The 20,858-nt window shown below is 58.7% G+C and carries 21 protein-coding genes; 9 read left to right on the top strand and 12 right to left on the bottom strand.

Translation table 11 applies throughout. The annotated features are described in order from the left end of the window. Positions 1–3 precede the first annotated feature (3 nt). Positions 4–1,542 (bottom strand): murein biosynthesis integral membrane protein MurJ, encoded by a 1,539-nt coding sequence (gene murJ / locus PMI21_RS14185; RefSeq protein WP_007938426.1) that lies wholly within the window; start codon positions 1,540–1,542, stop codon positions 4–6. Between the two features lie 387 nt (positions 1,543–1,929). On the opposite strand from murJ, the gene rpsT reads away from it, so the two are divergent. Continuing rightward, on the top strand, positions 1,930–2,208 hold the full coding sequence (gene rpsT, locus PMI21_RS14180; RefSeq protein WP_007901883.1) for a 30S ribosomal protein S20: 279 nt from the start codon (positions 1,930–1,932) through the stop codon (positions 2,206–2,208). 185 nt (positions 2,209–2,393) lie between these two features. On the opposite strand, the gene PMI21_RS14175 is transcribed toward rpsT, so the two are convergent. From PMI21_RS14175 to rplU, 5 genes are all read right to left on the bottom strand, one after another. Continuing rightward, positions 2,394–2,858 carry a CreA family protein gene (locus tag PMI21_RS14175; RefSeq protein WP_007938427.1) on the bottom strand — a complete coding sequence of 155 codons (465 nt, stop codon included), beginning with the start codon at positions 2,856–2,858 and terminating at the stop codon, positions 2,394–2,396. A gap of 12 nt (positions 2,859–2,870) precedes the next feature. Next, the gene (proB, locus tag PMI21_RS14170) at positions 2,871–3,989 is read right to left on the bottom strand and encodes a glutamate 5-kinase (RefSeq protein ID WP_007938428.1); all 1,119 of its coding nucleotides are present in this window, start codon (positions 3,987–3,989) and stop codon (positions 2,871–2,873) included. 137 nt (positions 3,990–4,126) lie between these two features. Continuing rightward, positions 4,127–5,350, bottom strand: coding sequence for an Obg family GTPase CgtA (gene cgtA, locus PMI21_RS14165; protein WP_007938429.1), 1,224 nt, complete (start codon positions 5,348–5,350; stop codon positions 4,127–4,129). 195 nt (positions 5,351–5,545) lie between these two features. Then, a complete protein-coding gene (gene rpmA / locus PMI21_RS14160) occupies positions 5,546–5,803 on the bottom strand; it encodes a 50S ribosomal protein L27 (protein WP_003228360.1) in 258 nt (85 codons plus the stop codon). Between the two features lie 33 nt (positions 5,804–5,836). Further along, entirely contained in the window at positions 5,837–6,151 is a 315-nt protein-coding gene (gene rplU / locus PMI21_RS14155) for a 50S ribosomal protein L21 (RefSeq protein WP_003176051.1), read from the bottom strand. A gap of 240 nt (positions 6,152–6,391) precedes the next feature. On the opposite strand from rplU, the gene PMI21_RS14150 reads away from it, so the two are divergent. The 3 genes from PMI21_RS14150 (at position 6,392) to PMI21_RS14140 (ending at position 8,347) form a co-directional block, all read left to right on the top strand. Further along, positions 6,392–7,360 carry a polyprenyl synthetase family protein gene (locus PMI21_RS14150; RefSeq protein WP_007938430.1) on the top strand — a complete coding sequence of 323 codons (969 nt, stop codon included), beginning with the start codon at positions 6,392–6,394 and terminating at the stop codon, positions 7,358–7,360. A 182-nt stretch (positions 7,361–7,542) separates the two neighbouring features. Beyond that, a complete protein-coding gene (locus tag PMI21_RS14145; protein ID WP_007938431.1) occupies positions 7,543–7,884 on the top strand; it encodes a zinc ribbon domain-containing protein YjdM in 342 nt (113 codons plus the stop codon). Positions 7,885–8,089: 205 nt separating this feature from the next. Then, entirely contained in the window at positions 8,090–8,347 is a 258-nt protein-coding gene (locus tag PMI21_RS14140) for a PA4570 family protein (RefSeq protein ID WP_007938432.1), read from the top strand. A gap of 132 nt (positions 8,348–8,479) precedes the next feature. Here PMI21_RS14140 and PMI21_RS14135 read toward each other — a convergent pair whose 3' ends face one another. The 3 genes from PMI21_RS14135 to PMI21_RS14125 all read right to left on the bottom strand — a co-directional run bounded on the left by PMI21_RS14135 (position 8,480) and on the right by PMI21_RS14125 (position 10,144). Further along, positions 8,480–9,097, bottom strand: coding sequence for an FKBP-type peptidyl-prolyl cis-trans isomerase (locus PMI21_RS14135; protein ID WP_007938433.1), 618 nt, complete (start codon positions 9,095–9,097; stop codon positions 8,480–8,482). Between the two features lie 130 nt (positions 9,098–9,227). Then, complete coding sequence (locus PMI21_RS14130; RefSeq protein ID WP_007938435.1) at positions 9,228–9,521, bottom strand: DUF6482 family protein; 294 nt, start codon at positions 9,519–9,521, stop codon at positions 9,228–9,230. A 134-nt stretch (positions 9,522–9,655) separates the two neighbouring features. Then, positions 9,656–10,144 (bottom strand): TIGR00645 family protein, encoded by a 489-nt coding sequence (locus PMI21_RS14125; protein WP_007938436.1) that lies wholly within the window; start codon positions 10,142–10,144, stop codon positions 9,656–9,658. A gap of 160 nt (positions 10,145–10,304) precedes the next feature. Between PMI21_RS14125 and PMI21_RS14120 the strand changes: the two genes are divergently transcribed. Beyond that, a complete protein-coding gene (locus PMI21_RS14120) occupies positions 10,305–12,134 on the top strand; it encodes a hypothetical protein (protein ID WP_007938437.1) in 1,830 nt (609 codons plus the stop codon). A 6-nt stretch (positions 12,135–12,140) separates the two neighbouring features. Here PMI21_RS14120 and PMI21_RS14115 read toward each other — a convergent pair whose 3' ends face one another. Further along, positions 12,141–12,482, bottom strand: a complete 342-nt coding sequence (locus tag PMI21_RS14115) for a PA4575 family protein (protein ID WP_007938439.1) — start codon at positions 12,480–12,482, stop codon at positions 12,141–12,143. A gap of 224 nt (positions 12,483–12,706) precedes the next feature. Beyond that, positions 12,707–15,145 carry a Lon protease family protein gene (locus PMI21_RS14110; protein WP_007938447.1) on the bottom strand — a complete coding sequence of 813 codons (2,439 nt, stop codon included), beginning with the start codon at positions 15,143–15,145 and terminating at the stop codon, positions 12,707–12,709. A gap of 285 nt (positions 15,146–15,430) precedes the next feature. On the opposite strand from PMI21_RS14110, the gene PMI21_RS14105 reads away from it, so the two are divergent. The 4 genes from PMI21_RS14105 to PMI21_RS14090 all read left to right on the top strand — a co-directional run bounded on the left by PMI21_RS14105 (position 15,431) and on the right by PMI21_RS14090 (position 18,899). Continuing rightward, on the top strand, positions 15,431–15,919 hold the full coding sequence (locus tag PMI21_RS14105; RefSeq protein ID WP_007938449.1) for a DUF3015 domain-containing protein: 489 nt from the start codon (positions 15,431–15,433) through the stop codon (positions 15,917–15,919). Positions 15,920–16,026: 107 nt separating this feature from the next. After that, positions 16,027–17,880: an Lnb N-terminal periplasmic domain-containing protein gene (locus PMI21_RS14100; protein ID WP_007938451.1), complete on the top strand. Its 1,854-nt coding sequence runs from the start codon at positions 16,027–16,029 to the stop codon at positions 17,878–17,880. 97 nt (positions 17,881–17,977) lie between these two features. Next, positions 17,978–18,334 (top strand): hypothetical protein, encoded by a 357-nt coding sequence (locus PMI21_RS14095; protein WP_007938453.1) that lies wholly within the window; start codon positions 17,978–17,980, stop codon positions 18,332–18,334. 70 nt (positions 18,335–18,404) lie between these two features. After that, the gene (locus tag PMI21_RS14090) at positions 18,405–18,899 is read left to right on the top strand and encodes a GreA/GreB family elongation factor (RefSeq protein WP_007938455.1); all 495 of its coding nucleotides are present in this window, start codon (positions 18,405–18,407) and stop codon (positions 18,897–18,899) included. Positions 18,900–18,994: 95 nt separating this feature from the next. Here the strand turns inward: PMI21_RS14090 and ettA are convergent, their stop codons facing one another. Continuing rightward, on the bottom strand, positions 18,995–20,659 hold the full coding sequence (ettA, locus tag PMI21_RS14085) for an energy-dependent translational throttle protein EttA (protein ID WP_007938460.1): 1,665 nt from the start codon (positions 20,657–20,659) through the stop codon (positions 18,995–18,997). Positions 20,660–20,858: the final 199 nt, after the last annotated feature.

Consider the following 20,858-nt stretch of genomic DNA (forward strand, 5'->3'; position numbering starts at 1 on the left):
TCTTCAGCTCAAGGCCTTGCGATTGAAGTCGCGCAAACGGAAGCCCATCAACAGCAACATGCCGAAATATGCCACGACGCCGGCGATCACCAATGCGCCCAGACGCAGCAGCCGCTCAAGCATAGGCCCCTGCCCCCAGGCCGGCATAAAGTGCATCGCGCCCAGCAATACCGCAGACATCACCGCTACCGCCACCAGCAATTTGAGCCCGAACTTCGCCCAGCCCGGTTGCGGCTGATACATCTGCTGCTTGCGTAGTTGATAAAACAGCAAACCGGCGTTGATGCAGGCACCCGCGCTGATGGCCAGGGCCAGGCCGGCGTGAGCCAGCGGACCGATCAGCACCAGGTTGAACAGCTGGGTGACGATCAAGGTGAAAATCGCGATTTTTACCGGGGTGCGAATGTTTTGTTGCGCATAAAAGCCCGGTGCCAGCACTTTGATCACGATAATTCCCAGCAAGCCGACGGAATAAGCGATCAACGCGCGCTGGGTCATGGCCGCATCGAAAGCACTGAACTGGCCGTACTGGAACAGCGAAACCGTCAGCGGTTCAGACAGAATCCCCAGCGCCAGGGCGCACGGCAACACCAGCATGAAGCACAGGCGCAACCCCCAATCGAGGATCCGCGAGTATTCGTGGCGATCCTGGCTGGCATAGGTCTTGGCCAGTGTCGGCAACAAAATCGTGCCCAGCGCCACACCCAGCACGCCGGACGGCAATTCCATCAGGCGGTCGGCGTAATACATCCAGGACACGGAGCCGGCCACCAGGAACGAGGCAAAAATGGTGTTGATGATCAGCGAAATCTGACTCACCGAAACGCCGATGATCGCGGGCAGCATCTGCTTCATGACCCGCCAGACGCCGCTATCGCGCAGATTCAGGCGCGGCAATACCAGCATGCCGATTTTTTTCAGGTGCGGCAGTTGAAACAGCAACTGCGCCAGCCCCCCCACCAGAACAGCCCAGCCCAGCGCCATCACCGGCGGATTGAAGTACGGCGTCAGGAACACAGCAAAGATGATCATGCTGACATTGAGCAGGGTCGGCACAAACGCCGGCACCGAGAAGCGGTTCCAGGTGTTGAGGATCGCCCCAGCCAGCGATGACAGGGAGATCAGCAATATATAAGGGAAAGTGACCCGCAGCAGATCGGTGGTCAGCTGGAATTTTTCCGGAGAATCGACGAAACCCGGTGCCGTGGCCCAGATGACCCAAGGGGCGGCGAGCATGCCCAACGCTGTGACCAGCGCCAGTACCAGTGTCAGCAGGCCTGAGACGTAGGCAATGAAGGTTCGCGTCGCCTCCTCGCCCTTCTGGCTTTTATATTCAGCAAGAATCGGCACGAAGGCCTGGGAAAACGCCCCTTCGGCGAAGATCCGCCGCAGCAGATTGGGCAGTTTGAAGGCGATGAAGAAGGCGTCGGTCGCCATTCCCGCACCAAATGCACGGGCGATTAGAGTGTCACGAACAAACCCCAATACCCGGGAAAGCATCGTGATAGAGCTGACAGCGGCCAACGATTTGAGCAGATTCATTGAAAGAGTTTGTGCCTGTCGATAAACAGCAGGCGAACAACGCGCCCACTTATGCGATACTCCGCGCCGCAACAGCACAGAGCCAAAGCTCGCGAGTTTACAGGTCGCGCGCCGGAAAGAAATATCCAGCGCACCGTCCCCTTGAAAACGTAGCGAGCGAAGGCAAGACAAGGCGAAAGCAGGCGAGATAGCGGAGTTGACTTTAGTCAATGAGCATTTCGAGTCTGCTTTCAACGCTGTATTGCCGAGCGCAGTAGTTTTCATGGGGTCGGAACCGGCCACTTAGCGGAACGTCTCTCCCGCCCTTGACAAGCCATCAACTCATCGGCATGATTCGCGGCCTATTTTGTTTGCTATTTCCTAAAAAGTCTTTCGAGGAGCTCGACGGTGGCCAACACACCTTCCGCCAAAAAACGTGCAAAACAGGCTGAGAAGCGTCGCAGCCACAACGCCAGCCTGCGTTCCATGGTTCGTACCTACATCAAGAATGTAGTTAAAGCCATCGACGCAAAAGACGCTGCTAAAGCTCAAGCTGCTTACGTTCTGGCCGTGCCAGTTATCGACCGTATGGCCGATAAAGGCATCATCCACAAGAACAAAGCTGCTCGCCATAAGAGCCGTCTGAATGGCCACGTCAAGGCCCTGAACGTTGCCGCTGCTGCCTAAGCGACGCGCTCGTTAAAAAACCGACCTCAGGGTCGGTTTTTTTATTGCCTGCGATTTAGCAGGTGATACGCAAAAAAATGTGGGAGCGAGCCTGCTCACGATAGCGGACATCCAGCCAACCTATCAGCTGGATATCAGTGCGTTATCGCGAGCAGGCTCGCTCCCACATTGGACCTGCACCAGAATTACTGGGCGTGCGTCCACGGCAGAATCGGAATCGCCGTCACCGCATTCTGCGGACTGCCTTCGATCAAACGATCGCTGTAGACCAGATACACCAGGGTATTGCGCTTCTTGTCGAGGAATCGCACCACCTGCATGGTCTTGAATACCAGCGAGGTGCGCTCCTTGAATACCTCCTCGCCATCCTTGAGCTCACCCTTGAAGTTGATCGGCCCGACCTGGCGACATGCAATAGACGCCTCAGCGCGATCTTCGGCCAATCCCAGACCACCTTTCACGCCACCCGTCTTGGCGCGCGACAGGTAACAGGTCACGCCCTCCACTTTCGGATCATCAAACGCCTCGACAACAATACGGTCGTTCGGGCCGACGAACTTGAACACCGTCGACACCTGGCCAATTTCCTCGGCCGAGGCCAGCAGCGGCATCGCCAACAACAAGCCCAGTAATCCTTTTGCCACACGCATTCAGGTATTCCTTCAGACCAGAATCAGGTTATCGCGGTGAACCAGCTCCGGCTCCGCCATGTAACCCAACAGACCGATAATCGCCTCAGACGACTGACCGATGATTTTTTGCGCTTCCAGAGCGCTGTAGTTAGCCAGGCCACGGGCGATTTCACGACCGTCCGGCGCCACACAGACCACCATTTCGCCACGACGGAAGCTGCCCTGGACCAGCTTTACACCTACCGGCAGCAAACTCTTATTGCCTTGGGACAGCGCGGTCACTGCCCCCGCGTCCAGCACCAGAGTGCCGCGAGTTTGCAGATGCCCGGCCAGCCACTGCTTGCGTGCCGCCAGCATGCCGCGCTCAGGCGATAGCAAAGTGCCGATGCGCTCGCCAGCCTTAAGGCGATCCAGCACTCGCTCAATACGCCCACCAACGATGATGGTGTGCGCACCGGAGCGCGCCGCCAGACGCGCAGCACGCAATTTGGTCTGCATGCCGCCACGCCCCAGCGCACCACCAGTGCCACCGGCTACCGCATCGAGCGCCGGATCATCGGCCCGCGCCTCGTAAATCAGCTTGGCGTCGGGATTGTTGCGCGGATCAGCATCGAACATGCCGTCGCGATCGGTGAGGATCACCAGCAAATCGGCCTCGACCAGATTCGCCACCAGCGCCGCCAACGTGTCGTTGTCGCCGAAACGGATTTCGTCCGTGACCACGGTGTCGTTTTCGTTGATCACCGGGATCACTTTCAACTCGACCAGCGCACGCAGGGTACTGCGAGCGTTCAGATAGCGCTTGCGGTCGGACAAGTCGTCGTGAGTCAGGAGAATCTGTGCGGTATGCCGACCATGCTCGGCGAAGCTCGACTCCCAGGCCTGCACCAGCCCCATCTGACCGATGGCGGCAGCCGCTTGCAACTCGTGCATCGCACTGGGTCGCGAGGTCCAGCCCAGACGGCTCATGCCCGCTGCCACCGCCCCGGAAGACACCAGCACCAGCTCAACGCCCGCCTCATGCAGGGCAACCATCTGCTCGACCCAGACACCCATTGCCGCGCGATCCAGGCCCTTGCCGTCCGCCGTCAGCAAAGCGCTGCCGATCTTCACGACCCAACGCTGCGCACCTGTCACCTTGCTCCGCATCATCTTCAACCTTAGCTTGAGGGCAGCGCGACCTGGCACTGCCCGTGACGTTATTCGTGGTTCTTCGTGACCAACAGTCGATTTCCAGATACTAAAACGCCGCTCCAGTGAGCGGCGCTTAAGTTTATCGCAACGAATCAGTCACGCACGTAAATGATTTCCGGACCGTCTTCGTCATCCACATCTTCTTCGTCCCAATCGTCGTCACCGATGTCATGGACCGACTTCACGCCGCTGCGGCGCAGAGCACGCTGATCGTCCAGCGCCTGCAACTGGGCGCGAGCTTCATCTTCGATACGCTGATCGAGTTCAGCCAACTCTTCCTTGTAGGCCGGGTCGTTAGCCAGGCGATCGGCGCGATCTTCCAGGTAACGCATAATGTCGTGGCACAGACGCTCGGTACCTTGCTTGGCGATCGCCGAGATCACGTAGACCGGACCGGCCCACTCCAGACGATCAACGATTTCCTTGACGCGAGCATCGTGCTCTTCTTCAAGGATCTGGTCGCACTTGTTCAGCACCAGCCAGCGATCACGCTCAGCCAGGGACGGGCTGAACTTGGTCAGCTCGCTGACGATCACTTCAGCGGCATCCGGCGCACTGGTGTCATCCAGCGGCGCCATGTCGACGAGGTGCAACAGCAGACGCGTACGCGACAAGTGCTTGAGGAAGCGAATCCCCAGACCCGCGCCGTCGGAAGCACCTTCGATCAGGCCCGGAATATCCGCGACCACGAAGCTCTTCCAGCGATCGACACTGACCACACCCAGGTTCGGCACCAACGTGGTGAACGGGTAGTCGGCGACTTTCGGCTTGGCAGCCGACACTGAGCGAATGAAGGTACTTTTACCGGCGTTCGGCAAACCGAGCAGACCGACGTCCGCCAACACCTTCATTTCCAGTTTCAGGTCGCGCTGCTCACCCGGTTTACCCGGCGTGGTCTGGCGCGGCGCGCGGTTGGTACTGGATTTGAAACGAGTGTTACCCAGACCGTGCCAGCCACCCTGAACCACGAGCAGACGCTGACCAGCCTTGGTCAGGTCGCCGATGACTTCCTGGGTAGCAGAGTCGATCACCGTGGTACCGACCGGCACCCGCAGGACCAGATCTTCACCTTTTTTGCCGGTGCAGTCGGTACTGCCACCGTTGGAGCCGCGCTCAGCATCGAAGTGCCGGGTGTAACGGTAGTCGACCAGAGTGTTCAGGTTTTCGTCGGCCATCATGTAGATGGAACCGCCATCACCACCGTCACCGCCGTTCGGGCCGCCGTTTTCAATGAATTTTTCCCGACGGAAACTCATGCAACCGTTGCCACCGTCGCCGGCCTTTACTCGAATCGATACTTCATCAACAAACTTCATAACAAAACGCCTCTCGCCATACGGACGAGCCGAAAAACAACCAAGACATAAGACTCTTGCAAAAATGAGCGCAGCGACCTCAATCAACGACCGCCAATACAGCGCTGGAGCCCATCACAAACAGCTTTGCAAGAGACTCACCCCACAAACGAAAAAGCCCCGTCGCAAGACAGGGCTTTTCCAGCGATCGCGCAATTAAGCTGCGACGACGCTCACGTAACGACGACCGAAGGCGCCTTTTACTTCAAACTTGATCACGCCTTCGATTTTCGCGAAGAGGGTGTGATCTTTACCCATGCCAACGCCGTAGCCAGCGTGGAATTGGGTGCCGCGCTGACGCACGATGATGTTACCGGCCTTGATGACCTGGCCGCCATACATCTTCACGCCAAGGCGTTTGGCTTCTGAGTCGCGACCGTTACGGGTACTACCACCAGCTTTTTTGTGTGCCATGAGTTCAATTCTCCTAGTGAGGAATTAGGCTGATTAAGCCTGAATACCGGTGATTTTGATCTCGGTGTACCACTGGCGGTGGCCCATACGCTTCATGTGGTGCTTACGGCGACGGAACTTGATGATGCGGACTTTATCGTGACGACCTTGGGAGATCACTTCAGCCACAACGGTAGCGCCAGCAACAACTGGAGCGCCGATATTCACGTCGTCGCCATTGGCAACCAACAGAACGCGATCAAAAGTTACGGATTCGCCGGTAGCGATTTCCAGTTTTTCGATCTTCAGGTATTCACCTGGAGCAACTTTGTACTGCTTGCCACCAGTAACGATTACTGCATAAGACATGGTATTTCTCCGATAATCCTGCTCACCCAGCTCTTTATAAGAAGAGGTATTGGCTGGCATGGCTGCATGGGGCTGGAAGGCCCGCTTGCAATTGCGTAAGGCAGGTGCTGCCCAGGAAGTTCAGGGTGCGCGATTGTACGCAAGCTGCTCTGGCGTTGCAAGTGGCCGTCCATCGCGCCTTGACAGGCCCGGACGTGGGTCCTAGCATGCCGCGCAACCCTTCTGGAGCAACTGTCGCTGATGCAACCCCAAGCTTTCTACCGCGCGGTGGCGGACGATTTTAGCGCCGTCGACGGCATCATCAAGAAGCGGCTGACTTCCCGAGTGCCGCTGGTATCGAAAATCGGCGACTACATTACCTCGGCTGGCGGTAAACGCCTGCGTCCTTTGCTCGTGCTGCTGTGCGGCAAGGCACTGGGCCGCGAAGGCGATGACCTGCGCCTGCTGGCCGCGACCATCGAGTTCCTGCACACCGCCACCCTGCTGCATGACGACGTCGTCGACATGTCCGGCATGCGCCGTGGCCGTTCGACCGCCAACGCCATGTGGGGCAACGCGCCGAGCGTGCTGGTGGGCGACTTCCTGTATTCGCGTTCTTTCGAAATGATGGTCGAACTGGGCTCCATGCCGGTGATGAAGATCCTTTCGCAAGCCACGCGCATCATCGCTGAAGGCGAAGTGTTGCAGTTGTCGAAGGTCCGCGACGCCAGCACCACCGAAGAAACCTACATGGAAGTCATCCGCGGCAAAACCGCGATGCTCTTCGAGGCTTCAACCCACAGCGCCGCAGCCCTGGCCGGCGCCTCGCTGGAACAAAGCGAAGCGCTACGCACCTTCGGTGATCACCTGGGCGTGGCCTTCCAACTGGTCGACGACCTGCTGGACTACCGTGGCGACGCCGAGACCCTGGGCAAGAACGTCGGTGACGACCTGGCCGAGGGCAAGCCGACGCTGCCGCTGATCTACACCATGCGCGAAGGCACTCCGGAGCAGGCCGCACTGGTTCGTCAGGCGATCCAGAAAGGTGGCATCGAAGACCTGGAAAGCATTCGCGAAGCGGTCGAAGCTTCCGGCTCGCTGGATTACACCGCGCAACTGGCCCGCGACTACGTAGCCCGTGCGATCAGGTGCCTCGACGCCCTGCCCGCCAGCGAATACCGCGATGCGCTAGTGGAATTGAGTGAGTTTGCGGTCGCTCGCACGCACTGATTTCACAACAAAAGATCGCAGCCTCGTTTCACTCGACAGCTCCTGTGGTGACCGCGTTAGTCAACATTCCTGCAGGAGCTGCCAAGCGGAGCGAGGCTGCGATCTTTTGCTATTCGCTCCCTCCTGCGATAAATCCCTATATAATGTACGCTTTTTAGCCATCCTGAATCCAAGGAGCTTTAGTGAGCACGTTGCCACCCTGCCCGAAATGCAATTCCGAATACACCTACGAAGACGGCGCACAGCTGATCTGTCCGGAGTGCGCCCATGAGTGGTCCGCCAACGGCGAAGCCGAAGTAGCGTCCGACGATACCGTGAAAAAGGACTCGGTCGGCAACGTCCTGCAGGACGGCGATACCATCACCGTGATCAAGGACCTCAAGGTCAAAGGCACTTCCCTGGTGGTCAAGGTCGGCACCAAGGTCAAGAACATCCGCCTGTGCGATGGCGACCACGACATCGACTGCAAGATCGACGGCATCGGCCCGATGAAACTCAAATCCGAGTTCGTCAGAAAAGTCTGAGCCTTTTGTACTCCATCCCGCGCCTGGCGTGGGATGGTGCTTCGCCCTCCCCCGCGCCACCCAGCACGTCCTCGCAATAGCCAAACGCCAGCCGTTTGACCTTACGCAATCTTTACCCACAAAAAAAAGCAAACCGCTAATAGACCCTTGCTATTTGACGAATAAGAATTATTCTCATTGAAACCTATCAATGGAGATGAGACTCATGACTTATTTGATCGATGCCTGGCTGGACCGCCCACACCCCTACCTCAGAATCCTGCATCGGGAAACCGGAGAAGTCTGTGCGGTGCTTGAAGAAGAAGCCTTGAACGAACTGCAGGATCAGGGTGATCTGGACGTCAACGGCCTGAGTTCCAGTGAGCCGGTGGTGCTCAAGGAACTGGTGCGCAATCTGTTTCTGTTCTGCTATGCCCGGGCGTTGCGCCCGACGAATGAGCTGCACAACAAGATCGAGATATGAGTAACACTGCAAATCTCTGTAGGAGCGAAGCTTGCTCGCGACGCAGGCGACCCGGTTTGAGCTTGAAACCGAGTTGATGCGTTCGCGGGCAAGTCGGATCGCCGCACCGCTCGCTCCTACAGGATTACGGGATTACAGAACGTCGAGCAGTTCGACGTCGAATACCAGTACGCTGTGCGGCGGAATGCTGCCAACGCCTTGAGCGCCGTAAGCCAGTTCGCTCGGCACGTACAGACGCCATTTGCTGCCGGCATTCATCAGTTGCAGGGCTTCGGTCCAGCCAGCGATAACGCCGCCCACCGGGAATTCTGCAGGTTGGCCGCGCTCGTAGGAGCTGTCGAACACAGTGCCGTCGATCAGCGTGCCATGGTAGTGAGTGCGCACTTGATCTTCACGGGTTGGCTTGGCGCCTTCACCTTGAGTCAGCACTTCGAATTGCAGGCCGGAAGCCAGGGTGGTGATACCTTCGCGCTTGGCGTTTTCAGCCAGGAAAGCCAGGCCTTCGCCAGCAGCAGCTTCAGCCTTGGCAGCCGCTTCGGCTTGCATGATCTCGCGGATCACCTTGAAGCTGGCGGACATTTCTTCCTGACCCACACGGCTTGGCTTACCGGCGAACGCGTCGGTCAAACCCGCCAGGATCGCGTCCAGGCTCACGCCCGGTGGCGGGTTGTCACGCAGCTGGTCGCCCAACTGACGGCCAATGCCGTAGCTGACGCGGGTTTCGTCGGTGGACAGATTTACTTCGGACATGACACTGCTCCGCTGTGCGGACAGCCCTGGAACTTGCCGTGCGTGCACAGCGCATCCCGGAGCGCCCGGAATCAAAAGGGCGAGCAGACTAGCACAGATGCCGCCACGTTGATGAGCGGCGTCAGCCCTGTTACACAGAACGGAAGGTGCTTGGTAATTTCGGACTTTCCTCGGCGCTGGCACCGCACATTTCATCATGAGCCGCGGTATGTACAACGTTGAATGGCTTGGGACAGGCGTGAAGCACTTCACGCGCATGCTCGACCGAGCGCAGCTGCAATGTCACGCCATGAGCATCGAGCACTGGATGCGCCGCACCATGCATCCGAGCCTCCAGCACGTAGAACACGCCTTCCATCGAGATCAGGTTCAGCTCATCGATCTTTCCGGCGATGGCATACGCATTCAACTCTTGCAGGTTCATGAACGCACCTCATGCAGTGGCGAGCCAGGATCCTTACATGGATATGCCTCGACGCACCAAAGTACAAGCCACAAACGACACCGCCCGTCTGTTTCGCAACAGACGGGCGGTGCGGTGAAACAAGTAAGGGCGGATCAGTGCTTGGTCAGCTTATCCAGATAACCCATGGCAAATGCCGACACCACGAAGGTCATGTGGATGATCACGTACCACTGCAAATGCTCCGGATCGACGTTCTTGGCGTCCATGAAGATCCGCAGCAAGTGGATCGACGAAATCGCCACGATGGACGCTGCGACCTTCATCTTCAACGAAGACGAATCCATGGTGCCCAACCAGTTGAGTTTTTCCTTGCTGTCGTCGATGTCCAGTTCGGAAACGAAGTTCTCGTAACCGGAAATCATCACCATCACCAGCAAACCGCCCACCAGCGCCATGTCGATCAGCGACAGCAGCACCAGAATCAGATCCGACTCGGCCATCGAGAACACGTTAGGGATGACGTGGATGACTTCCTGGAAGAATTTCAGTGCCAACGCCAGCAAGCCCAGCGACAAACCGAAATAGATCGGCGCCAGTAACCAGCGGGAGGCGTACATTGTATTTTCGATAAAGCGTTCCATTGAATCTCACACAAGGGGCTGGAAATGGCGGCGAGTATAACAGCCGCCTGTTGCCCCCAGAAACCGCCGGAAAATCCGTAACCTGCGTGTGTGTGACAAAGTTTTTCTGCTAGTGTCCAAGATCAATGACAGGTCAGCGACATCGGACAGGAAGACTGGAATGGATGTGCGATTGCCTTTAACGAGTGCCGGACTTTGCCTCGCATTGCTGCTCGGTGGTTGTTCACCCAGCGATGAGAAACGCCAGGTCAGCCTCGAAGAAAAGACCGCGCAATTCGAAAAGTCTCTGGAGGCGATCAAGGATCCGGAACTCAAGGACGTCGTGACCGAACTCGGCGGTTCACTGCTGCTGCTCGAGCGCGCGCAACTCAAGCTCGACAGTAAACCGGTGGTCACCGAATACGGCGAAGATGCCCTCGCCGTGTTCAAGCACTACCCAACGCCCCAGGCCCTGGTCGACACTTACATCAACGGGCTGTTCGTGCTGCACAAGGAGTCCAGCTCGGATTACCTGACCGATCTGCAACCGGTATTCCCCCTTCACTTCAACACACCCGGCGCATTCCTTTTCCCTCATGACCTGGAATGGCAATCGGTAACCCTCAGCAACAAGCGCGTCATCGCGTTTCAGCCGGAATGGTCGGAAACCGACCCCGGAATCCAGCTGAGCCCGTCGAGCTCCAACCTGACCAACCCCGATGATTTGACGGTGACCTACCCCTTCATCGAAGGCCTGGGTGTGGACAAGAAAAACCTGCCACAACCGGTGAGCCTGCAAGGCAAGGTGGAGGTCATCGCCCCACGCCGACTCTACAGCTTCGACCTGACAAAAAAGGACGTCGGCCAGACGAGCACCAACGACAACCTCAGTGTCACGCTGCTGAAGCTTGAAAAAAACTATGCCGAAATCGAATTCAGTAACAGCGCACCACCGGCTCCCGAGGTTCGCGATACACCGCCCAACCCGCTGATCGTTCAGGCCAGGGACACCACCGGGCAATTCCTCTCGCGCTCGGGCGCGATCAATGAAACCGCCGCGCAAATTGCGTTCTATCAAAAACAACTGGCGCAAATGCAACAGCAGAAAGCCTGGAGCGAAGCGTTCGAAAAACAGCTCGAGGACGATCAGCGCGCGTTTGAAAAACAACAAACCCGACATTACGCCAAGGTGTACTTCAACGGGTCGATCGACACACTCGAAGTCAGCCTGCTGGACTTCTCGGCGGTCACGGTGACCCGCAAGAACCTGAACCTGCCGGTACGCCGCTTCGACCAGCACACTACGGAAAAAACCATCCAGCCACTGGCCTTGCCCGTGGTGGTATACGACGACCAGGCTGCGACCTGGCTCAAGGGTGCGACGCTGAGTGAGGAGCAACTGAAAAAAAACATCCGCATCAGCCAGTCGGTCGATGACCCTAGCGCCGCGCGCATCGATTTCGATCACCCCAGAAGCTTCAATGACGAACTGCTCGGCACCTCGTTCAATCCTGGCGAAAGTCCCGTGACGTTCTTCACCCAAGACAGCAATGGTCGGCGCGACGGGCCAATCGAGCTGCCACCGGAGGCGTATCAGGTCGACCCGCTACGCAGCAGCATCACCTACGATCTGAATCTGTTTGCAGAAACACCGGCCTACGCGGTGGGCTCCATGCCGCTGTTCCTGGCGACCGTCGACAAGCAGACCTACGACGCCCACCAACTGCCCAAGGGCCTGGCGCTCAAAGGGAATGAGTTGGTGGTTGATCTGAAGTTGTTACCCGCCCAGGACTGGCGCTTTTTCGCCAAGGACGACAGCGGCAACTATCTGAAGGAGATTCTTTCGGTCAGTCACGACGCGAGCGCGCAAGGCCCGGGGTTATTCGAAGTGCATTACTTCTACGGCCAGCCCACACGTCTGGAAACTTATCAGCGAACCAACCTCACCACCGTGCAATACGGCTTCGAGGTCAAACTCGACAAGACCGAGCCAGGCAACCTGGATCAATAGCCTGGATCAGCCCTCGGGCCGAAACCCGGGACCGGCAAGGTTGTGGTAACGGCCACCGTTGATCTCTCGCAACTGGGCTTGCAGGTGCAGGCACCAGATTTGCGGGTCATCGGCCAGCTCGTAGCCATGCAAGGTCAGACTTTCGACGATGGTGTCGAGGATCGATTCAGCCACGACCGGCCCACGGAACGGGCCTTGAGCCTTGATGGCTGAAGGTTGTTCGCCGGCCATTCCGGCGGCAAAGAGCAAGGTCCACATGCCCGTATCTCCCGCCAGCGGGCGGATAGCACATTCGATACGGGTCACAAGGCCCAGGCATTGACGGGTGAGGCAGAGGTTGCGCGACATGGCGGCGACCCTCGGTAGATCCGGTATTCAGCCTCCACGGGAAGGCTGTCTCGATCCAGTGATAACTGTCGATATCCTTGAGCAGAGAATAGAAGAAAAGTCCGGCTCGCACGCGAACCGGGAAACATAAGGCGCCGAGTGGTCGCCGTGCAAATATTGACGCCAGACTTGTGGCGAGGGGCAAGCCCCCTCGCCACAAGGAGCTTGCCTCTTTTGCGAACAACTCAGGCCGGTTTGACTTCCAGCAATGCTTCCTGCGCCAACTCCTTTTCGGCCTCCTTGAGGTCTTCGTCGCTGATCATTTCCGCAATTACCCGCAAGCGTTCCACCACCCGCGCGTTGACGCTGCCCTCAGGAAACTCGCCATTCTCATCCGGCGTACCGGCCGGCTCGCCGACCAGCAGGCTCAGCGCCTCGTCGGCCTGGCGCACCGCGTAGACATGGAACTGCCCCGCGCGCACCGCTGCCAGCACTTTCTCGTCGAGCATCAGCGTGGCGACGTTGGCCTGAGGAATGATCGCCCCCTGCTCGCCCGTCAGGCCGCGAGCTTCACAAAGCCGGAAGAAGCCTTCGATCTTCTCGTTGACCCCGCCTACCGCCTGCACTTCACCGAACTGGTTGATCGAACCGGTAATCGCAAAACACTGCTTGAGTGGAGTTTTCGACAAGGCCGAGATCAGCGTGCAGGCCTCGCCCAACGATGCGCTGTCGCCGTCGACGTAACCGTAGGACTGCTCCAGGGCGATGCTCGCGGAAATGGCCAACGGGAATTCCTGGGCGTAACGGCTGCCCAGATACCCGGTGAGGATCATCACGCCTTTGGAGTGAATCGGCTGGCCGAGGTTGACCTCGCGCTCGATGTCAACAATACCGCTGCCGCCCGGATACACCGTGGCGGAAATCCGCGCCGGGATCCCGAAGGCCGAATCGCCGACTTCCAGCACCGTCAGCCCGTTGCACTTGCCAACCGCCGCACCATCGGTGTCGATCAGAATGATCCCGGCCAGCATGTCATCGAGAATCCGCGCCGAAACGCGCCCGGTACGGGTGGCCTTGGCCTTGAGTGCACGCTCGATGTGCCCGGCGTCGGTCATCTCGTCACCCGCCAGGTCGCGAATGAAATCCGCCTCGCTGACCAGCTGGAACAGATCGCCGATCCGCGCCGACAAACGCCCTTGGTGCTCGGCCAGACGCGCGCTGTAAGTCGCAAGACGCGCCACCGCATCGGCGGTCAGCGGTGCCATGCCTTCCTCGGACGTACGGGTTTTGAGCAACTGGGCGAACTGCTCCAGGCTCTCGTCGACCATCGGGATGTCTTCATCGAAATCCACCAGGACACGGAACATCTCCTGGAAGTCCGGATCGAGGTCTTGCAGCGTGTAGTAGAGCTGCCGGGCGCCGATGATCACGACTTTGACCTGCAACGGAATGTGCTGCGGTGTCAGTGTCACGGTGGCCAGACGGCCCAGTTCACCCAGTGGCGACTCCATTTTCAGTTTGCGCGATTGCAAGGCACGCTTGAGCGCATCCCACACAAATGGCTCGCTGAGCATTTTTTCCGCTTCGAGGATCAGGAATCCGCCGTTGGCCCGGTGCAGAGCACCCGGTCGCAGCTGTCGATAGGTGGTGTAGAGCGCGCCCTGATCGGTGCTGTATTCGATACGGCCGAACAGGTTGTCGTAGGTCGGGTGCGGCTCGAATACCACCGGCGCACCACCGCTGAACGGATGACCGACCACCAGGCTCGGGGCGTATTGCTCTTCAAGCAATTTGCGGGCGACGGCGTCGGTCTTGCTGTCGTCCACCAGTTGCTCGACTACGGTTTTGAGCAGGTACACCTGCATCGCTTGCAAGTAACCGCAAACGCCTGCGTTTTCCGCATACTTTTCCGACAGCGGCGCCAGCAATGGCTGCAAGGCCAGGGTGATGGTTTCTTCGTTGAGCTGGCGAAGTTGATTACTCGACTCGCGCTTCCATTGCGGCAGGCTGGCGAGTTCTTCGTTCAACCGCTCTTCGAGCCCGGAAATGTCGTCGTGAAAGCGCTCGCGCTCGGCTTCCGGCAACTGGGCGAATTCCGCCTCATCCAGGGCCTTGCCTTCGCTCATCGGGGTGAAGGCAATGTTGCTGCTGTCGCGGTAGAGCGCGACGTCTTTCTCCAGCGCCAGACGCTCGATCACATCCAGTGCACGGTCATAACGCTGGTTGAAGGCGCGATCGATGGCGCTTTTCTTCTGCTGGTAGGACGGGTGCTCGAATACCGCCGGAAAGGTCGCCAGCAGGTTGTCGATCAAGCCGTTGATGTCACCGATAAAGGCGCCAGCGGTGCCCGACGGCAATTCCAACGCACGAGGCTCGCGCGGTTCATCGAAATTATTGACGTAGACCCAGTCCGCCGGGGTCTGCAGGCGTTTGCCTTCGGCCTTGAGGTAGCGTTTGACGAACGAAAAACGGCCGGTGCCGGGCTCGCCCATGACGAATACGTTGTAACCGGGGCGTGGCATGGCCACACCGAACTGCAAGGCTTCGACCGCACGTTCCTGGCCAAGCACACCGCGGAAGGGCTCCAGATCATTGGTGGTAGAGAAGCTGAACTGTTCAGCGGAAAACGGACGGGTCAGCGCTTCAGGCGCTAGACGCAAGCTGGCAGCAACAGGATCAGGCATCGGGCTTCCTTACATCAGGCGGGGCAGATAGCGGCATTCTGGCGCTGCCTGCACCTCACTGGCAAGACGCGCCTCAAGCCAAAGCATAGACAAACCGCCAGGTCCGGGCCGCGCGGGTCAAAATCAATGTTTTCAGGGAATGTCTCGCAAAAAATCACCGAACCCCTGGAACCTGCCTAAACTCCAAACTGCGCGGCTGGAACGAAATAAACGAATAACCGGCCCACTGGCACCATTAGGGGCCAGCACCCTGTCCATTGGTATGCACACAAAGAGAACATAGCTATGAAACGGATTCTTCTTGGTACTCTCTTCACCGCTGTATCCATCAACGCCATGGCTCAGGCGCCAGGCGGTCCGGACTGCGGTTGGGGCAACATGCTGTTCGAAGGTCAGCGTGGCACCCCCGCACACTTCCTGGCATCCACCACCAACGGCACCTCCGGCAACGCAACTTTCGGCATGACCTCCGGTACCAACGGTTGCGCGACCAATGCGGCGCTGACCTATGGCGGCAAATCCTGGTTCGCCATGAATGGCATGATGAACGAGCTGTCCGAAGACATGGCTAAAGGTCAGGGTGAAGCGCTGACCACTTACGCCGTAGTACTGGGCGTGGCGCCGGAAGACCGTGCGCATTTCGCCGCCGTGACTCATCAACACTTCCAGCAAATCTTCAACAAAGCTGACGTGACCGCTGAAGATGTGCATACCAATACCCTGGCCGTATTGAAGAACGATCCTCGTCTGGCCAAGTACGCCACTCAAGCTTAAGCTCGACCCGTCCCGCTCTCTTTGGGGAGCGGGTTTTATTTTTTGACCCTGGCCCTTTTTGGCCTGCCTCTTTGGGTCTTTGTTTCTTTCGACTTAAGTTGCTCACTATGCTCAAACGCCTTGCCTGGCTGGCGCTCTGTGTCTGCGCCCCGCTGTCCGCCGCGCCCCACATCGACAATCAACGTTTGCAGCAACTGGCCAACGACCCCTTCTGGATTTCCCTGGGTCATTACGAAACCGCCAAGCTCGGTGGCTGGCGCAGCTATGTCAGCGACAAAAAATTCTTTCTTGCCCCCGATGGCAACGAACACCCCGACCGTGAACTGGCGGCGACCGTGCAGGCGCTGTATGCCCCGGCCAGTGCCGGCGAGCAGCATGCGCAATGCGTCTATCCGGCCCGCACCCGCTGGTTGAAGGCGCAACTTGAGCTGACCGGTTTGCCGACGCCGGACTGTGCTGAATTCAAGCAATGGTTCAAGGACGTTTCGCCCCACAGCGCGGTGATGATTTTCCCGGCGGCCTACCTGAACAGCCCGTCGTCGATGTTCGGCCATACCCTGCTGCGCATCGATCAGGCCGATGTGCAGCGCGACAAGACCTCGCTGCTCAGTTACGCGATCAACTTCGGCGCCTACATCGAAGGGTCGGACAACAGCATTTTGTACGCGTGGAAAGGCCTGATGGGCGGCTATCCGGGGCTGTTTGCCCTGGTGCCGTACCAGGAAAAACTCTCGGAATACCGTAGCCTCGAAAACCGCGACCTGTGGGAATACCGCCTGAACCTGACCCAGCAGGAAACCGAGCGCATGGTCGAGCATGTCTGGGAACTCAAGCAGATCCAGTTCGATTACTTTTTCTTCGATGAAAACTGCTCCTATCGCTTGCTTGAACTGCTGCAAGTGGCGCGGCCGAGCCTGAAGTTGACCGAGCAATTCCCGTTGACCGCCATCCCTACCGACACCGTCAAAGCGGTGAAACAGGCCGGGCTGGTGGAATCGATCGAATATCGCCCGTCCCGCGAGCGGGAGCTGCTGAGCCGTGCAGAACCGTTGACCGATGAAGAGCAGCAGTGGGTGCTGAAAGTCAGCGCCGATCAGAAACAATTGCAGGAACCGGCGTTCAAGGCGCAACCGCGCGAGCGTCAGGCGTTGATCATCGATGCGGCTTATCGTCTGGAGCGTTATCGCGCCAACGGTCAGGAACGTGACCCGCAACGGGCTCAGCGCAGTTTCGAATTGCTGCGCGCGATCAATCAAAACCCGCCTCCTGAACTGGACATTGCGCGACCTGGCTTGCCCGAGGATGGCCACGAGTCCCGCACCTGGCAGGCCGGCATCGGCACCCAGGGTGACAAAGCCTTCGGCGAATATGGCCTGCGCATGGCCTACCACGACCTCAACGACAACGCCGAAAGCTTCCCCCTTGGCGCGCAAATCGAAATCCTGCAGATGAAGCTGCGACAATACGAAGGCAATCACTGGCAGTTGCAGCAACTGGACCTGGCGACCATCCGTTCCCTGACCCCGCGCAATGCACTGTTGCAGCCGCTGTCGTGGCAAGTCACCGGCGGCCTGGAGCGTGTACCGGGCAAGCACGATGACGAAACCCTGGTCAGTCATGTCAACGGTGGTGGCGGCGGGACCTGGCAACTGGGCGACGACATGCTCGGGTTCGCCTTGGGCACCGTGCGAGTGGAGCACAACAACGACTTCGCGGGCTTCATTGCCCCGGCGGCAGGCTTCAACAGTGGCCTGCTGTGGAAAAACCCGTTGGGCAATTTCAGCCTGGAAGCCAAGGGCGATTACTTCACCAATGGCGAAGTGCGCCGGAGCATGAGCCTGAACCAGCAGTGGGAGTTGTCGCGCAACCTCGGTTTGCGCCTGAGTGCCCAACGCGAATTCAGCCACCTGGCATCACCTGAAAACGAAGTGATGCTTGAAGTGAAGTGGTATCACTATTGATCGTTGCTTAACCGTAAAAGATCTTTCTTTCACTCCCAGCCGACAAATCCGCTTCTAGACTTCCCCTATAGGCCATTGAACGGCCCTGGAGTCCAAGATGTGGCGTTGCGTGGGAGTGTTGGGGTTATTGGTCTTGATCACAGGGTGTCAGTCGACCCACGAGGACCTGATCGCCAAGGGTTATCCGCCGGCGTTCGCCGATGGCTTCGACGACGGTTGCAGCAGTGGTCGACAGGCCGCCGGGGCGATTACCGGTGAATTTCGCAAAAACGTCCCACGCTACCTCAAGGACAAGCAATACGCCGAAGGCTGGACCGATGGCTTCCGTCAGTGCCAGGCCATGCGCGAAAACGAGGATCGAAACGAGTACAGGGAACGCCATTGGGACGAGCGCGAACGGGCCTGGCAACAGCAGAAAGACCGGGACGCCGCGCGAGCCTATCGCTCGCAATAAGTCGTTTACAGACATTCGTCGAAACTTAAAGCCTGCAACCATGGCCCAAACCCTATAACGGGAGAAAAGCATGAGTCGCGCCTTCGTCAACGAAGATAACGCCGCCGCGCAAGCCGACCTGCCGGTCGAACGACAGGTCAGCGCGCAGCCCAATTACGTCACGCCCGCCGGGCTCGCACAGCTGCAGGCGAAAGTCGCCGAGCTGCAAAACCTGCTCGACGAGGAAAGCGCCAAAGGTGACCTGGCCGACAAGCAGCGCCAGGCCGACCTCGATCGCGACTGGCGCTACTTCAAGCAGCGCCTGCAAAGTGCGCAGTTGGTCGCACAGGCCTCCTCGACCGACAAAGTGCAGATCGGCAACTGGGTGACCTTTGCCGACGAGCACGATCATGAACAGCGCGTGCAATTGGTCGGAGAAGACCAGGCGGATGCCGCCCATGGGTTGATCAATTGGAGTTCGCCGCTGGGACGGGCGTTGCTGGGTGCGCACGTAGGCGATGAAGTGTTGTGGAAACGCCCGGCGGGGGATTTGGTGATTGAAGTGCTGGCCATAGAGATCGGGTGAGTCAAAGACACCTTCGCGGGCAAGCCTCGCTCCTACAACGCCCATAAAAAAACGGAGCCCCGAAGGCTCCGTTTTTTTATGCGACCAACCTGAAATCAGGCCAGTTTCTTGTGCCGTACGCGGTGCGGCTGGGAGGCTGCTTCGCCGAGGCGTTTCTTGCGATCGGCTTCGTACTCGGTGTAGTTGCCTTCGAAGAACACCGCTTGCGAGTCGTCTTCGTACGCCAGGATGTGCGTCGCGACGCGGTCAAGGAACCACCGATCGTGAGAGATCACAATGGCGGCGCCCGGGAAGTCCAGCAAGGCTTCTTCCAGGGAACGCAGGGTTTCAACGTCGAGGTCGTTGGATGGTTCGTCGAGCAGCAGGACGTTGCCGCCCTCTTTCAGGGTCAGGGCCAGGTGCAAGCGGCCACGCTCACCACCGGACAGATCCTTGACGAACTTCTGCTGATCGCCGCCCTTGAAGTTGAAACGACCGACGTAGGTGCGCGACGGAATCTCGTAGCTGCCGATGCGAATCTGGTCGGAACCGTCGGAGATCTGCTGGAACACAGTCTTGCTGCCGTCCAGGTCTTCACGGCTCTGGTCGACGCACGCCAGTTGCACGGTTTCGCCGACTTCGATGCTGCCCGAATCCGGCGTTTCCTTGCCCATCAGCATGCGGAACAGGGTCGATTTACCGGCACCGTTACCGCCGATCACGCCAACGATGGCACCTTTAGGCATGGAGAACGACAGGTTGTCGATCAACACGCGATCGCCGTAGCCCTTGGTGACGTTCTTGAACTCGATGACCTTGTCGCCCAGGCGTGGACCGGCCGGGATGTAGATCTCGTTGGTTTCGCTGCGCTTCTGGAATTCCTGCGATTGCATTTCTTCGAAGCGTTGCAGACGAGCCTTGGATTTGGACTGGCGGGCCTTGGCGCCTTTGCGCACCCACTCCAGTTCTTCCTTCATGGCCTTTTCGTGGGCCGATTGCTGCTTGGATTCGGCCGCCAGACGATCGGACTTGGCTTCGAGCCAACCCGAATAGTTGCCCTCGTAAGGGATACCGGCGCCGCGGTCGAGCTCGAGGATCCAGCCGGCAACGTTGTCCAGGAAGTAACGGTCGTGCGTGATCGCAACCACGGTACCCGGGAAATCGTGCAGGAAATGCTCCAGCCAGGCGACGGAATCAGCGTCCAGGTGGTTGGTTGGTTCGTCGAGCAGCAGCATGTCCGGGGCGGACAGCAGCAGGCGGCACAGGGCCACACGACGCTTTTCACCACCGGAGAGGTGTTCGACCCTGGCGTCCCAGGCCGGCAGACGCAGCGCATCGGCGGCGACTTCCAGTTGGCGATCCAGGTTATGGCCATCGCTGGCCTGCAGGATGGCTTCAAGTTTGGCTTGCTCTGCAGCCAGCTTGTCGAAGTCGGCATCCGGATCGGCGTAGGCCGCGTAGACCTCGTCCAGACGCGCCTGGGCGTCCTTGATCACGCTGACCGCTTCCTCGACCACTTCACGCACGGTCTTGGTCGGGTCCAGGATCGGTTCTTGCGGCAGGTAACCGATGTTCAGGTCCGGCATCGGACGGGCTTCGCCGTCGAACTCGGTGTCGACGCCCGCCATGATTTTCAGCAGCGTGGACTTACCCGAACCGTTGAGGCCGAGTACGCCGATTTTGGCGCCGGGGAAGAACGACAGCGAAATGTTTTTCAGGATTTCCCGCTTCGGCGGAACAACTTTGCCCAGCCGATGCATGGTGAAGACGTATTGAGCCATGGAGAACCTAGGGTCAGTGACTGATGAATTAAAGCGCGGGCGAAGCCCGGGCCAGGCCATGCGCAGTGCAAGCGATTGATTAATCTCAATACCGGCGCGCGGAAAAAGCCTGAGTCTAGGGGGCGTTCTCAATTAGTTTCCCCGCCGCGTTGTCGCCTTAAAGCGGGCCAGGCAAGGCGCTGGCCGCTGGGAATGGTTG

The organism is Pseudomonas sp. GM18 (assembly GCF_000282195.1).
In the GTDB taxonomy this organism is placed as follows: Bacteria; Pseudomonadota; Gammaproteobacteria; order Pseudomonadales; family Pseudomonadaceae; genus Aquipseudomonas.

Excerpts from the sequence above, each read along its gene's own strand:
- murJ (WP_007938426.1), bottom strand. The coding sequence starts at position 1,542 with ATGAATCTGCTCAAATCGTTGGCCGCTGTCAGCTCTATCACGATGCTT.
- PMI21_RS14175 (WP_007938427.1), bottom strand. The coding sequence starts at position 2,858 with ATGCGTGTGGCAAAAGGATTACTGGGCTTGTTGTTGGCGATGCCGCTG.
- proB (WP_007938428.1), bottom strand. The coding sequence starts at position 3,989 with ATGCGGAGCAAGGTGACAGGTGCGCAGCGTTGGGTCGTGAAGATCGGC.
- cgtA (WP_007938429.1), bottom strand. The coding sequence starts at position 5,350 with ATGAAGTTTGTTGATGAAGTATCGATTCGAGTAAAGGCCGGCGACGGT.
- rpmA (WP_003228360.1), bottom strand. The coding sequence starts at position 5,803 with ATGGCACACAAAAAAGCTGGTGGTAGTACCCGTAACGGTCGCGACTCA.
- rplU (WP_003176051.1), bottom strand. The coding sequence starts at position 6,151 with ATGTCTTATGCAGTAATCGTTACTGGTGGCAAGCAGTACAAAGTTGCT.
- PMI21_RS14150 (WP_007938430.1), top strand. The coding sequence starts at position 6,392 with ATGCAACCCCAAGCTTTCTACCGCGCGGTGGCGGACGATTTTAGCGCC.
- PMI21_RS14140 (WP_007938432.1), top strand. The coding sequence starts at position 8,090 with ATGACTTATTTGATCGATGCCTGGCTGGACCGCCCACACCCCTACCTC.
- PMI21_RS14135 (WP_007938433.1), bottom strand. The coding sequence starts at position 9,097 with ATGTCCGAAGTAAATCTGTCCACCGACGAAACCCGCGTCAGCTACGGC.
- PMI21_RS14130 (WP_007938435.1), bottom strand. The coding sequence starts at position 9,521 with ATGAACCTGCAAGAGTTGAATGCGTATGCCATCGCCGGAAAGATCGAT.
- PMI21_RS14125 (WP_007938436.1), bottom strand. The coding sequence starts at position 10,144 with ATGGAACGCTTTATCGAAAATACAATGTACGCCTCCCGCTGGTTACTG.
- PMI21_RS14120 (WP_007938437.1), top strand. The coding sequence starts at position 10,305 with ATGGATGTGCGATTGCCTTTAACGAGTGCCGGACTTTGCCTCGCATTG.
- PMI21_RS14115 (WP_007938439.1), bottom strand. The coding sequence starts at position 12,482 with ATGTCGCGCAACCTCTGCCTCACCCGTCAATGCCTGGGCCTTGTGACC.
- PMI21_RS14110 (WP_007938447.1), bottom strand. The coding sequence starts at position 15,145 with ATGCCTGATCCTGTTGCTGCCAGCTTGCGTCTAGCGCCTGAAGCGCTG.
- PMI21_RS14105 (WP_007938449.1), top strand. The coding sequence starts at position 15,431 with ATGAAACGGATTCTTCTTGGTACTCTCTTCACCGCTGTATCCATCAAC.
- PMI21_RS14100 (WP_007938451.1), top strand. The coding sequence starts at position 16,027 with ATGCTCAAACGCCTTGCCTGGCTGGCGCTCTGTGTCTGCGCCCCGCTG.
- PMI21_RS14095 (WP_007938453.1), top strand. The coding sequence starts at position 17,978 with ATGTGGCGTTGCGTGGGAGTGTTGGGGTTATTGGTCTTGATCACAGGG.
- PMI21_RS14090 (WP_007938455.1), top strand. The coding sequence starts at position 18,405 with ATGAGTCGCGCCTTCGTCAACGAAGATAACGCCGCCGCGCAAGCCGAC.
- ettA (WP_007938460.1), bottom strand. The coding sequence starts at position 20,659 with ATGGCTCAATACGTCTTCACCATGCATCGGCTGGGCAAAGTTGTTCCG.